Genomic DNA, 13620 nt, shown 5'->3' on the forward strand with positions numbered 1-13620 from the left:
AAAGGGGAGCAGGCAGCGAAGTGGTCAGCTTCAGAGGGCTGGCGCACGCACGGGCAAATGGATTTTTATGAGCATCCGCGCGCGAGCCTCGCAAGCCTTCACGAAGTCGGGTCGAGGTGGAAATAGGATGTTTCTGATGGATGCGTAGGACGCTTCTGAACGTCCTAGCCTTCGTAGGAAGGCCATTCCCGAAAGCCACAACACCTTGCGTCGTTGCCTACAGTTACTCCAGAGTCCGCCGGCTTGTGCACCCTGGGGCCGCTCGGTAACTTGATTCGCGTCACTGCCCATCAGTGATCGGGTTTAGTCGCTTCAGCCAATGTCATGGCCCTGGATCTGGCGGATCGCGCGCAGGGGTCGAGTCGCAATGCCCTGGTGGGGATGGCGCAAGCCACATGCTAGGGGAGTTGGCGGTGTACCTGGCGCTGGATCGGATTGACCCGCGGGAGTAGAAGATCAAAAGATCGCAGCCTGCGGCAGCTCCTACAGGGGTACGCAGAACCTGTAGAATCCAATGTGGGAGCGAGCCTGCTCGCGAAGGCGGCGGGTCAGTTGAACGATGTTGAATTCGCTGGACCCTTCGTCGGAACGCCGCCCGGGGCCGGCTCGCTCCCACAGGTTTTGTGTCCGATAAATGAGCACCTAGTACCCCTCAAACCGCGCCGGCCGCTTGTCGATAAACGCCTGCATGCCTTCCTTCTGATCCCGTGACGCAAACAACAGCGCATTAGCCTTGCGCTCCAAAGCCAAACCAGCCTCCAGCGGCGCATCCATGCCAGCCAGGATCACCTCCTTGATCTGCTCGGCGGCCAGTGCCGGCATCGCCGCGATGACGCGCGCCAGCTCTAGGGCGTGGGCCTGTACCTGGTCATCGTCCACCAGGTCGCTGACCAGCCCGGCCACCCAGGCTTCCTCGGCGCTGATGGGTTGGCCGGTGAGCGCCATGCGCATCGCCTTGACCTTGCCCACGGCCCGGACCAGACGTTGGGTACCGCCGATGCCGGGCATGATGCCGATGCGGATTTCCGGTTGGCAGAAGCGTGCGCTGCGCCCGGCGACGATCAGGTCGGCGTGCATCGCCAGTTCGCAACCACCGCCGTAGGCGTAGCCGCAGACGGCTGCGATCACAGGTTTAGGGCAGTGCTGGATCGGCCCCCAGACCCGTTCGGTGTGGCGCTTGTAGATGTCGATGGCGCCGACCCCGGCCATGCTGTTGATGTCGCCGCCGGCAGCGAACACCTTGTCACCGCCGGTCAGGACGATGCAGCGCACTTCGGGATCAATCGCCAACTCAGTGAAATGACGCGACAGCAGTGCCTGTAATTCCAGGCTCAAGGCGTTGGTCGCCTGGGGGCGGTTGAGCCGCAGCAGGGCGACGCCGGGCAGGGGGTGTTCGAGCAGAACCGGTGCAGCAGGTGAGTCGGACATGGGCATCTTCGAGGACCAGGCAAGGTGTGAATTGGCGCCAGTGTCCTGTTCATGGCGTTAAATTTTCATCGTCCGTTCAGACGTAGTTTGCCCTGCGGTTCGTCCCTAGAGTGATCCTTGTCAGTAGAAAAAGGAGCACATGATGGAGCTGCATTCGGGTCTTGATTACAGCGGCAAGGTGGTGCTGGTCACCGGTGGCACCAAGGGCATCGGCGCCGGTATCGCGCTGGGATTTCTGGCCGCGAACGCACGGGTGATCGTCTGTGCCCGGCGCGAACCCGAGCAGGTGCCGACATCGGGCGGCAAGCGCGCGACCTTCATTGCCGCCGATGTGCGCGACCACGATTCCCTGCAACGCCTGTTCGCCACCATCGAGCGCGACTTCGGCCGCCTCGACGTGGTGGTCAACAACGCCGGTGGCAGCCCAGCCACCGACGCGGCCACGGCATCGCCGCGGTTTCATGAAAGCATCATCGGCCTGAACCTGATCGCGCCGCTCAACGTCGCCCAGCACGCCAACCGGCTGATGCAGGCCCAGGCGCAGGGCGGTTGCATCGTCTTTATCGGCAGCATCAGTGCACTGCGCTCCTCGCCAGGCACCGCCGCTTACGGCGCGGCCAAGGCCGGGGTGCTGGCGCTGGTGCAATCGCTGGCGGTGGAGTGGGGGCCCAAGGTGCGGGTGGTCACGGTCAGCCCGGGCCTGGTGCTGACCGAACAGGCGCATCTGCACTATGGCTCCGAGGCCGGTATCGCCGCTGTGGCTGCCGGCATTCCGGCGGGCCGCATGGCCGTGGCCGAAGACATCGCCAACGCCTGCCTCTACATCGCATCGCCGCTGGCTGGTTACGCCAGCGGTTGCAACCTGTTGCTGCATGGCGGTGGTGAACGCCCGGCATTTCTCGGTGCCGCGCAGGTGCTGCCCACCTGATCGACCTATTGCGGCGACCGGGTTCGGTGGCCGCCTTCAATGTGAAGGAGACGACTTTGGCTGATCCACAATTGCTATCCAATGTGCGCGCCCTGGTGGGGCGCCAGTACGGCCGCGTGTATGCCTGGGACGAGGTCAACGCCCCGATGATTCGCCAGTGGTGCGAAGTCATGGGCGTGGACAACCCGTTGTACACCGACGCGGGTTTCGCCTTGGGCACCGCACATGAGGGCCTGATCGCCCCGCCTGCGATGTTGCAGGTGTGGACCATGGAAGGCCTGCACGCCAACAACTACCCACCTGGCTCCACCGACGAGAACCCTTACGAGGTGCTCAAGGAAATGGAAGCCTACGGCTACGCCTCCACCGTGGCGGTGAACTCCGAACTGAGCTTCACCCGCCCGGTGCGCTTGGGGGAAAAACTCTACTACACCACGCGCCTGGATTCGGTCGGCGATGAGAAAACCACCGCCTTGGGCACTGGTTTCTTCGTCACCCTGGTGATGAGCCATTTCGTCGAAAAAGCCGGTGGCGATGAGCCGGTCGGCGAGTTGCTGTTTCGCGTCTTCAAGTTCCGAGCGGCCAATGCCCAGGCGCCGGCAAAGGTTGAGTCAGCACCGGCCAAGGCCAAGCGCCCGCTGCCGGGCATCAGCGATGACACGCGGTTCTTCTGGGAGGGCTGCGAGCAGGGCCAGTTGCTGATCCAGCGCTGCACGGCGTGCAAGACCTTGCGTCATCCACCGGCACCGGTGTGCATCCAGTGCCACAGCTTCGACTGGGACACTGTGCAGGCCAGCGGCCGCGCCACCTTGTATTCGTTCGTGGTGATGCACTACCCCGAAGTGCCGCCGTTCGATTACCCCAACCCGATCGGCCTGATCGAGCTGGCCGAAGGCGTGCGCCTGATCGCCGGCCTGGTCGGTGTCGAGCGGGACCAGTTGCAGATCGGCCAGCCGTTGCAGGTCGAGTTCCAGACCTTCGATGACCAGATGACCCTGCCGATGTTTCGGCCGGTAGAGGCATAGGAGCCCCCATGGATTTCGAATTGAGCGAAGACCAGCGCGCCATTGCGCAGATGGCCGACGGCCTGTTTGTCGACCACTGCCATGACGACTATATGCGCCAGTGGGATACCAGCGGCGAGCCGATGATGGCGCCGCTGTGGGCGCTGTGCATCGAGACCGGGTTGCATGCCCTGGCCATTCCCGAAGAGCACGGTGGCAGCGGCCTGGGCATGACCGAACTGATGCTGGTGCTGCAAGCCCAGGGCAAGGCCCTGGCCCAGGTGCCGCTGTGGCGTCATCAATTGGCCGCCGCGACCCTGGCCCGTTTTGATGCTGGCGACAGTGCCGGCTGGGTAGCGAGGGCAGCAACCGGCGAGGCGCTGTTGAGCCTGTCCATGGAGGGCCTGAGCAGCGCGCTGGGTATCGAGTTGCAAGCCTGTCCGTGCGCCGACGGCTGGTCGGTCAACGGCCGGGTCGCGGCCCTGGCATTGGGCGAGCAATCCCAGGCCGCGCTGGTGTTGGTGGACGTCGACGCGCAGCCACGTTTGCTGCTGCTCGATCTGTCGGCGCCCGAGATAAAGCGGGTGCCGGCAGTGATGACCCACGGCGAAGCGGCGGCCGACCTGCACATCCAGGGCTTGACCGTGAACGCGGCGGCGCTGTTGCCGGCCGAGGCGGTCGCCTGGCTGGAGCTGCGCAGCGTGGCGGCATTGGCGGCCCTGCAACTGGGGGTCAGCGAAGAGCAGATCCGCCGCACCGTGGCCTATGTCAGCGAGCGTCGGCAGTTCGAGCGGGTCATCGGTAGCTTCCAGGCGGTGCAGATGAGCATGGCCGACACGCATATCGCCGTCGAAGCCTTGCGCACGGCGCTGTGGCAGCTGGCCTACCGCATCGATGCGGGTTTGCCTGCGCCCAGTGAAGCGCTGGCCACCGCCTGGCTGGCCTGTGAAGCGGGGCACCGCATCGGCCACACCGCCCAACACGTGCATGGCGGTATCGGCGTCGACCTGACGTACCCGATCCACCGTTTTCTCTACTGGAGTCGCGGCCTGTCCCTTGCCCTGGGTGGCTCGGCAGCCAACCTGGAACGCCTGGGCGACTGGCTCAACGATAACGACAAGCTGGGATGGAAATATGACCTCGAAGAACACCAAGCGCTTTGACGACGTGCGCCCCGGCGAAGTACTGCCGGAGCTCGCGGTGCCGATTACCGTGACCCTGATCAACGGCGGGGCGATTGCCACCCGTGATTACTTTCCCGGTCACCACGACGCTGAGGCGGCCCGTGCCCTGGGTTCGCCCCATGTGTTCATGAACATCCTCACCACCAACGGGTTGGTGCAGCGCTTCATCGAACAATGGGCCGGGCCGCTGGCGCAATTCACCGCGCTGAAAATCAAGCTTGGCGCGCCGAATTATCCCGGTGATTGCATGACCTTCAGCGGCAGCGTCAGCGCGCTCGATGCCGACACCCGCGCGGTGGAAATCACCTTGAGCGGCAAAAATTCCATGGGCAACCACGTGACCGGCACGGTCGCGCTGGTCCTGCCCTGACAGCCGGAGAGACACAGATGACTGATTCATCGATTTCCGGGCGCGCCGCGATCGTTGGCCTCGGCGCGACCGAATTTTCCAAGAACTCCGGACGCACCGAATTGCGCCTGGCCCTGGAGGCCACCTTGAGTGCGCTTAAGGATGCCGGCATCGACCCAAGCGAAGTAGAGGGCTTCAGCTCCTACTCGGTGGACAAGGTCCCGGAGTACGAAATCGCCCGTCTGCTGGGGTGCAAGGACGTCAAGTTCTTCTCCCAGGTGCCCCACGGCGGCGGCGCCGCCTGCGGGCCGGTGATGCACGCGGCGATGGCGGTGGCCACCGGCGTGGCGAAAGTGGTGGTGGTGTATCGGGCCATGAACGAGCGTTCCTGGTATCGCTTCGGCACCGGTGCCTACGGCTTCGCTTCGACGCCGACCTTCGACAACGTCAACTACGGCTGGTACATGCCCCACGGCTTCCATACGCCAGCCGCCTGGGTCGGGATGTTCGCCCAGCGCTACATGCACACCTATGGCGCCACCTCCGAAGATTTTGGCCGTGTCGCGGTGGCGGCGCGGGATTTCGCTGCGACCAACCCCCAGGCGTTTTTCCATGGCAAGCCGATCACCCTGGAAGAACACCAGGCCTCGCGCTGGATCTGCGAACCGCTGCACCTGCTCGACTGCTGCCAGGAATCCGATGGCGCCGTAGCGATGATCATCACCTCGGCCGAGCGTGCCCGCGACCTGCGGCAGAAGCCGGTGACCATCAAGGCCGGCTCCCAAGGCATCAGCCATGGCCAGCAGAGCATGACCTCGTTCTACCGCGACGACATCACCGGGCTGCCGGAAATGGGCGTGGTCGCCCGCGAACTGTATCGCCAGTCGGGCCTGGGCCCGGACGCGTTCCAGACCGCGGTGATCTACGACCACTTCACCCCGTTCGTTTTGCCGCAGCTGGAAGAGTTCGGCTTCGTCAAACGCGGCGAAGCCAAGGAATTCATCCGCGCCGGGCACCACGCCCGTGGCGGCAAACTGCCGATCAACACCCACGGCGGGCAATTGGGCGAGGCCTATATCCACGGCATGAACGGCATCGCCGAAGCGGTACGCCAGGTGCGTGGCACGGCGGTCAACCAGGTGGCGGATGTGCAGAACGTGCTGGTCACCGCCGGCACCGGCGTACCCACCAGCGGCCTGATACTCGGCACAGCCTAAGGAGCAGCAGATGTTCGTCGACCTCACTCCCGAACAACATGCCCTGCGCCACAAGGTGCGGGACTATTTCCAGGCCCTGATGACCCCGGACATGCGCGCGCAGTTGCGCGGCAAGGAAGGCGGCGAGCTGTTTCGCCAGACCATCCGCCAGATGGGCCGCGACGGCTGGCTCGCGGTTGGCTGGCCCAAGGCCCATGGCGGCCAGGGCTATGCCGCCACCGAACAGTTGATCTTCTTCGAAGAAGCCAACATCGCCGGGGCGCCACTGCCGTTCGTGACCATCAGCACCGTCGGCCCGGCCTTGATGGCCCATGGCAGCGAGCTGCAGAAAGAGCGCTTTCTGCCAGGGATCGCCGCGGGCGAAATCATGTTCGCCATCGGTTATTCCGAACCCGACGCCGGCAGCGACCTGGCCGTGCTGAAAACCAGTGCCCGTCAGGACGATGAAGGTTTCCTGGTCAATGGCAACAAGCTGTGGACCTCAGGTGCCGAATCGGCTGATTTCGTCTGGCTGGCGGCCCGTACCGATCCGACCCAGGCGCGGCACAAAGGCATCTCGCTGCTGATCGTCGATACCACGACACCGGGCTTCTCCCACACGCTGATCCATACCGTTGGCACTCCGACGGCGGCCACCTACTACGACAACGTACGGGTGCCCAACGAGATGCTGGTCGGTGAGTTGCACGGTGGCTGGAAACTCATCACCTCGCAGTTGAACCACGAGCGCCTCGGCCTGGGTACCTGGTCGGACAAAGTCGTGGCGCTGTTTCGCCGGGTTTACCTGTGGGCGCGGGCCCGCGATGAACAGGGCCGTCGGGCGATGGACAAAGCCTGGGTGCGCAGCTCGCTGGCCGAGTGTTACGCGCGCCTGGAGGCGATGCGCCTGATCAACATGCGCATAGCCGCCGATCTCGAGCTCGACCGCATGAGCGTCGCGCTGAGTTCGACCACCAAGGTGTTTGGCTCGGAGTCGGCCATCGAGATCCTGCGCAAGCTGGCGGCGATCGTCGGTGCCAATGGTTCGATGCGCAGCGGTTCGGCGGCGACGCTGTTGGAGGGTGACCTGGAGTATGAATTGCGCTCTGCAACGACCCTGACTTTCGGCGGTGGCACCAATGAAATCCAGCGCGAACTGATCGCCCAGTTTGGCCTCGGCATGCCGCGCACCCTGCGCTGACGCTCGTCCATCAACAACAAAAACCGTACTCGCCCCGGACCCGGGGCGGGTCCAAGGGGACTTTCATGAGCACGATCGAACAATTTCGGCAGGACACCCGTGCCTGGCTGGAGGCCAACTGCCCGCCGTCCATGCGCACGGGCATGGCGGAAGGCGATGTGGTGTGGGGCAGCCAGAACCCGCAGTTTCCCTGCGAAGACGCACGCCTGTGGTTCGAGCGCATGCGCGACAAACGCTGGTTCTGCCCCGAGTGGCCCGAGGAATATGGCGGCGCCGGCCTGAGCGACGAACAACTGGCGGTGCTGGAAAGCGAGATGCGCCGTATCAAGTGCCGGCCGCCGCAGATCAACCTCGGCATCTGGATGCTCGGGCCGGTATTGCTGGCCTATGGCAGTGAGCAACAGAAACGCGACCTGCTGCCGCCGATTGCCCGTGGCGAAGTGCGCTGGTGCCAGGGCTTCTCCGAGCCTAACGCCGGCTCTGACCTCGCCAGCCTGAAAATGGCCGCCCGCGATGCCGGTGACCACTTCGTGGTGGACGGCAGCAAGATCTGGACCTCCTACGGCGACAAATCCGACTGGATGTATGCCCTGGTGCGCACCGACTTCAACGTGCCGAAACACGAAGGCATCAGCCTGATCGTGCTGGACATGCGCAGCCCCGGGGTCAAGCCGCAACCGATCGATTTGATCAGCGGCAAGTCGGCGTTCTGCCAGGTGTTCTTCGACAGCGTCAAGGTGCCCAAGAGCCAGTTGATCGGACCGCTCAATGGCGGCTGGAACCTGGCCAAGTACCTGTTGCAGCACGAACGCAAGGCGATGTCGAAATTCGGCGAGTTCAGCTTGCCGTCGCACGTCGACCTGCTGGCGCTGATGCGCCAATACGTGCCGGCACCACAGACCCAGGGCGAGCATGCCTTGCAGGCGCGGGCGACGGCCTGCGCGATGAATGAACATGCCTACAACCTGACGGTGCAGCGCATGGGTGAGGAAGCACGGGCCGGCGATGACATCGGCGGCCTGATGTCGATCATGAAGCTTACGCACACTGAACAGGAGCGCGACAAGTTCGAAGTGCTACTCGATGCCATGGCCGGGCACGCCTTCGGCTGGAATAGTCCGGCGTTCAGCGAGCAGCAACTGGCGGTCACCCGTTCCTGGTTGAACAGTTATGCGCTGACCATTTCCGGCGGGTCCTCGGAGGTCCAACTCAACGTCATCGCCAAGCGCGTGCTGGGCTTGCCCGACGCTAAAAAAGGAGTCACCCCATGAGCCTGCGTTACAACGATGACCAGCGTTTGCTGGCCGACAGCGCCCGGGACTTTCTCGCTGCCCGCAGTCCGGTGAGTGCCCAGCGTCGGTTGCGGGATGAGGCGGTGGCCCTGGGTTTCGAGCCGCAGCTGTGGCGTGACGCGGTAGAGTTGGGCTGGAGCGCAATTGCGTTTCCCGAAGAGTTCGGTGGCCTGGATTTCGGTTGCAAGGGCCTTGGGCCGATTTTCGAATCCATGGGCCGCAACCTGTCTGCCACGCCGCTGTTGTCCAGCGTGGTGCTGGGCGGCTCGCTGGTGCAACTGGCGGGTAATGCGGCGCAGAAGGCGCAGTGGTTGCCAGCGCTGATCGGTGGCGATCAGCGCCTGGCCTTGGCCGTGGACGAACACTCGCGCCACGATCCGAGTCGCATTGCCCTTGAGGCCAAGGCCGAAGGGCAGGGCTATCGCTTGCACGGCGACAAGTTCTGGGTCGTCGATGGCCTGGGTGCCGATGCCTACGCGGTGGCGGCACGCACGTCCGGGCAGCCGGGTGAGACGCAAGGCATCAGCCTGTTCCTGGTGCCGGCCGGTACGCCGGGCTTGACGGTCAGCGCCTTGCCGCAAATCGATTCGCGCAACCACGCACGCCTGCAACTGGATCAGGTGCAATTGGGCAGTGACGCGCTGCTGGGCAACCTGGGCGAGGGCTGGGCCGTGCTGGAAACAGCACTGGACCGGGGCCGCGCCTGCCTCGCGGCGGAACTGTTGGGGATGGCGGAGCAGCTGTTCGAAACCACCTTGGAGTACCTCAAGACCCGTGTGCAGTTCGACACGCAGATTGGCACCTTCCAGGTCCTGCAACATCGCGCCGCGAAGATGTACATCGACTTGGCGCTGAGCCGCAGCGCCCTGATGGCCGCGCTGGCGACCCTGGATGACACCGGCCTCGACCCTCGGGCCCGCGCTCGACTGGTCAGCCTGGCGAAATGGAAGGCCGGTGACACGGCGATCAAGGTCGCCAACGAAGCGGTACAGATGCACGGCGGCATCGGCGTCACCGACGAGCTGGATGTCGGCCTGTACCTCAAGCGCGTGCGCGTTGCGCAGAGCTGCCTGGGTGACCGGGATTTCCATTGCGAACGCTATTCGACCAACGCGTAAACCCCTGTGGGAGCGAACCTGCTCGCGACGGCGCAGTACCAGGCAATGAGGATGTTGCATGTGCCGGCCCCTTCGCGAGCAGGCTCGCTCCCACAAGGATTGCGGGTGTACCCGACACCTGTACACCACACAAAACCCCTGTGGGAGCGAACCTGCTCGCGACGGCGCAGTACCAGGCAATGAGGATGTTGAATGCGCCGGCCCCTTCGCGAGCAGGCTCGCTCCCACAAGGATCGCGGGTGTACACGACACCTGCACACCACACAACACCCCTGTGGGAGCGAGCCTGCTCGCGAAGGCGGAGTACCAGGCAATGAGGATGTTGAACGTGCCGGCCCCTTCGCGGGCAAGCCCGCTCCCACAAGGATCGCGGGTGTACCCCACACCTGTACACGACACAACACCCCCTGTGGGAGCGAGCCTGCTCGCGAAGGCGGAGTGTCAGGCAATGAGGATGTTGAATGCGCCGGCCCCTTCGCGGGCAAGCCCGCTCCCACAAGGGATCGCGGGTGTACACGACACCTGCACACCACACAACACCCCTGTGGGAGCGGGCTTGCCCGCGATATCGGAGTGTCAGGCGATGAAGATGTTGAATGCCGAGCCGCGCCCACAGGTCCTTCGCCCGTTCTGGAGAAAACAAAAATGAGCATCGAACTCTGGCAAACCGCGTGGCGCCAACTGATCGCCCCCGGCTCGCCCTTTGAAGTGGTGACGCCCGATGACGGCGCTCCACGCTACTTCCGTCACGCCCCCCACGACCTGCTGCAAGTCATCGACGCCGGTCGAGTCCACGGCGATCGCGAATTTCTGATGTGGCAATCGCAACGCCTGACCTTCAACCAATACTTCGACCAGGTCGACCGCCTGGCCGGGCAGATGGTTGCCAATTTTGGTGTGCAGCCGGGCGATCGGATAGCGATTGCCATGCGCAACCAGCCGGCATGGCTGGTGGCCTTCGCGGCGATCCAGCGCTGCGGCGCGGTGTGTGTGCCGCTCAACAGTTGGGGCTTGCGCGACGAGTTGCAATACGCGTTGCAGGACAGCGGTTCGCGCCTGCTGCTGTGCGACGAAGCGCGCCTCAATACCCTGCGTGAAGACCTGGCCCGCGAGCAGCGCGCCACGATCGTCGTCGGGGCTGAGGATCCTGCCTTGCCCGAGTACTGCCTGCGTTTCGAGGACTTGATCAGCGCCCCTGCACAACCTGTACCAACGCTGGAAATAGATCCTGGCGCACCAGCGCTGATCCTCTACACCTCTGGCACCACCAGCCGCGCCAAGGGCGTCGTGTCCAGTCACCGGGCAATCTGCCAGGCGCTGTTTGCCCTGGATTTCCAGGGCGCGTTTTGCGCCATGAGTTCGCCCGAGCGTGTCGGTGTGGTGATCAACAGCGGTTATCCACCCACCACGCTGGCGGCTGTTCCGCTGTTCCATGTCAGCGGCTTGCATGCGCAGTTTTTGTCGGCATTGCGCGGCGGTCGACGCTTGATGCTGATGTACAAGTGGGATGTCGAACGCGCGATCGACCTGATTCGCGACGAGCGCTGCACCCAGTTCAACGGTGCCCCGGTGATGATGCAGCAATTGCTCGCCTCGCCGCGCTTTGGCAGTGAGCAGACCGCCAGCCTGTTCGGTCTGGGCCTGGGCGGCGGCGCATCGTCCGCCAACGTGCTCGACGACATGCTCAAGATCAAGCCCGACGTCATCGGCGGAGCCGGCTACGGCCTGACCGAAAGCAACGGCATCGGCGCGGCGATTGGTGGTGATCCGTTTGTCTACAAGCCGGCGACAGCAGGTTGGGCATTGCCGATTGTCGACATCCGCATCGGTGAAAGCCCCGAGCAGCCGCAGCCGACGGGCACTCGCGGGGTGATCTGGTTGCGTTCGCCAACCTTGATGAGCGCCTACTGGAACCTGCCCGAGGCCACTGCGCAAAGCCTGCGCGACGGTTGGCTCGATACCGGCGACATCGGTTACCTCGACGATGAGGGTTTCCTCAGCATTACCGGCCGGGTCAAGGAGTTGATCAACCGCGGTGGCGAAAAGATCTCCGCCGCTGAAGTTGAAACCTGCGTCCTCGATATGCCCGGTGTCCTGGAAGCGGCTGCATTCGCCATCGCCGACCCGCTGCTGGGGGAGACGGTGGGGCTGGCCGTGCATGGCCAGGCATCGACGCTGCCCCAAGCGGCGCAGATCTGCGCATTCATTGCCGAGCGCCTGGCTGCCTACAAAGTGCCGACACAGGTCTATCGGGTACTCGAACCCTTGCCCCGCAATGCCACCGGCAAGGTGCTCAAGGCACAGCTGCAAGAAAAACTGGACGCATAACGCCGCCTTAGTCTTTCCGGACGATGTTGGGGCCGGCAGAACACGAACAATGGGTACACACCACAAAGCCTTATCAGCGAAGGAGGCATTACATGAAAATAACAAGAACAGGTCTCATGCTCGCGGTCGCAGTCACAGCCAATAGCGGGCTGATGGGTTCTGCGCACGCCGAGGTGTCACCTCAGGAAGCCGCCAAACTGGGCAAGGAACTGACCTGTGTCGGCGCCGAGCAAGCAGGCAACGCCGAGGGCACCATTCCGCCGTACACCGGCAAGTACCTGGGTGAAGTGCCAGGCTGGAATCATGTGAAGTACTCCGGCGACCAGCCGGTAGATCCTTATGCCGCGGAAAAGCCGATCCTGGTGATCACTGCGCAGAACATGAGCCAGTACGAGTCGCGCCTGACGGAAGGGCAGAAGACCCTGCTGAAGAAATACCCGACCACCTACAAGATGAATATTTATCCAGGCCACCGGGATTTCCGCTACCCCGATTATGTCTGCCGCCGCGCGATGGACAACGCGTTGCACGCCAAGCTGGTCAACAACGGCGACGGGTTCACCGGGATTGGCCAGGTGCCGTTCCCGATCCCTAAAAGCGGCGTGGAAGTGTTGTGGAACCACCAACTGCCAGCCCGTGCCTACACGGAGGAAAAGACCTCCGACCTGGCGTCGGTCCTGCCCAACGGCAACATTGGCTGGGGGCGTGCCTACGCGCGTAACCTGTCGTTGGCCAACTCACCCACCGTCGATTCCCGCACGGAAGACAAGCTCTCGGCCCTAAGTAACAACATGACCCTGAAACCGGCCCGGGACAACGGTAACCTCAGTATTGCCCATGAACCCTACAACTATGGCACCGATGCGCGTCAGGCCTGGTCCTACAGCCCATCGACCCGACGCGTACGGCAACTGCCGGGTTATGGTTACGATCAACCGATGATCGGCACCAACGGCACCATGACCGTCGACGAGGACCGCTTGTTCAACGGTTCACCGGAGCGCTTCTCCTGGAAGCTGATCGGCAAGCGCGAGATCTACAGCCCGGCCAACGCATTCAAGCCTAATACCGGGACGGTCAAGTACGCCGACATCCTTACACCGAACCATCCCAACCCGGACTTCATGCGTTACGAGTTGCGCCGTGTATGGGTGGTGGAAGCCAACTTGAAGGAAGGCTTCCGTCATGTCTACGGCAAGCGTGTGCTGTTCATCGATGAAGATACCTGGAACGCCGTCATGGCCGACAACTACGATGCCCGTGGGCAGCTGTGGAAGCACGCCATGATCAACTACTACTACCACCCTGACATGAGCGGCTGGCAGGCCGGTTCGCAGTTCTTCATGGACCTGAACTCCGGCCAGTACACCGGCTACGGCATGACCAACGAATCGAAGAAAGGCCCGATCCTCAACGAAGGCAAGTTCACCCCGGACCAGTACACCGCGGACGCGGCGCGAGCCATCGGGCGCTGAGCCCTGGGTCGTTGCAATGACAAAAGCCCTATCGCATTGCGGTAGGGCTTTTTTTTGCCCGCTGACTGATCGTTCCCACGCTCTGCGTGGGAATGCCGCCAGGGACGCTCCGCGTTC

11 protein-coding genes and 1 pseudogene are annotated in these 13620 nt (G+C 63.6%); 11 read left to right on the forward strand and 1 reads right to left on the reverse strand.

Annotation, left to right across the window (positions count from 1 at the left end; all coding sequences use genetic code 11):
• Positions 1 to 306: 306 nt before the first annotated feature.
• A pseudogene (locus tag PG5_RS35510) lies at positions 307 to 452 on the forward strand (DUF6124 family protein); the annotation flags it as partial.
• 190 nt (positions 453 to 642) lie between these two features.
• Here PG5_RS35510 and PG5_RS32205 read toward each other — a convergent pair.
• Positions 643 to 1428, reverse strand: a complete 786-nt coding sequence (locus PG5_RS32205; protein WP_020801271.1) for an enoyl-CoA hydratase — start codon at positions 1426 to 1428, stop codon at positions 643 to 645.
• A gap of 142 nt (positions 1429 to 1570) precedes the next feature.
• Between PG5_RS32205 and PG5_RS32210 the strand changes: the two genes are divergently transcribed.
• The 10 genes from PG5_RS32210 (at position 1571) to PG5_RS32255 (ending at position 13503) form a co-directional block, all read left to right on the forward strand.
• Positions 1571 to 2356 (forward strand): SDR family oxidoreductase, encoded by a 786-nt coding sequence (locus PG5_RS32210; RefSeq protein WP_020801272.1) that lies wholly within the window; start codon positions 1571 to 1573, stop codon positions 2354 to 2356.
• A 56-nt stretch (positions 2357 to 2412) separates the two neighbouring features.
• Positions 2413 to 3381, forward strand: a complete 969-nt coding sequence (locus PG5_RS32215) for a bifunctional MaoC family dehydratase N-terminal/OB-fold nucleic acid binding domain-containing protein (RefSeq protein ID WP_020801273.1) — start codon at positions 2413 to 2415, stop codon at positions 3379 to 3381.
• 8 nt (positions 3382 to 3389) lie between these two features.
• Positions 3390 to 4523: an acyl-CoA dehydrogenase family protein gene (locus PG5_RS32220; RefSeq protein WP_020801274.1), complete on the forward strand. Its 1134-nt coding sequence runs from the start codon at positions 3390 to 3392 to the stop codon at positions 4521 to 4523.
• Positions 4495 to 4914 carry a MaoC family dehydratase gene (locus PG5_RS32225; RefSeq protein ID WP_020801275.1) on the forward strand — a complete coding sequence of 140 codons (420 nt, stop codon included), beginning with the start codon at positions 4495 to 4497 and terminating at the stop codon, positions 4912 to 4914. The genes PG5_RS32220 and PG5_RS32225 overlap by 29 nt, the downstream gene beginning before the upstream one ends.
• Before the next feature lie 17 nt (positions 4915 to 4931).
• Positions 4932 to 6110, forward strand: a complete 1179-nt coding sequence (locus PG5_RS32230) for a lipid-transfer protein (RefSeq protein WP_020801276.1) — start codon at positions 4932 to 4934, stop codon at positions 6108 to 6110.
• Positions 6111 to 6120: 10 nt separating this feature from the next.
• A complete protein-coding gene (locus tag PG5_RS32235; RefSeq protein WP_020801277.1) occupies positions 6121 to 7290 on the forward strand; it encodes an acyl-CoA dehydrogenase family protein in 1170 nt (389 codons plus the stop codon).
• Positions 7291 to 7355: 65 nt separating this feature from the next.
• Complete coding sequence (locus PG5_RS32240) at positions 7356 to 8561, forward strand: acyl-CoA dehydrogenase family protein (RefSeq protein ID WP_020801278.1); 1206 nt, start codon at positions 7356 to 7358, stop codon at positions 8559 to 8561.
• Positions 8558 to 9700 (forward strand): acyl-CoA dehydrogenase family protein, encoded by a 1143-nt coding sequence (locus PG5_RS32245; protein ID WP_020801279.1) that lies wholly within the window; start codon positions 8558 to 8560, stop codon positions 9698 to 9700. The genes PG5_RS32240 and PG5_RS32245 overlap by 4 nt, the downstream gene beginning before the upstream one ends.
• Positions 9701 to 10345: 645 nt before the next feature.
• Complete coding sequence (locus tag PG5_RS32250; protein ID WP_020801280.1) at positions 10346 to 12028, forward strand: class I adenylate-forming enzyme family protein; 1683 nt, start codon at positions 10346 to 10348, stop codon at positions 12026 to 12028.
• Positions 12029 to 12120: 92 nt separating this feature from the next.
• Positions 12121 to 13503: a DUF1329 domain-containing protein gene (locus PG5_RS32255; protein WP_020801281.1), complete on the forward strand. Its 1383-nt coding sequence runs from the start codon at positions 12121 to 12123 to the stop codon at positions 13501 to 13503.
• Positions 13504 to 13620 lie beyond the last annotated feature (117 nt).

Source organism: Pseudomonas sp. G5(2012), from assembly GCF_000408945.1.
GTDB lineage: Bacteria > Pseudomonadota > Gammaproteobacteria > Pseudomonadales > Pseudomonadaceae > Aquipseudomonas > Aquipseudomonas umsongensis.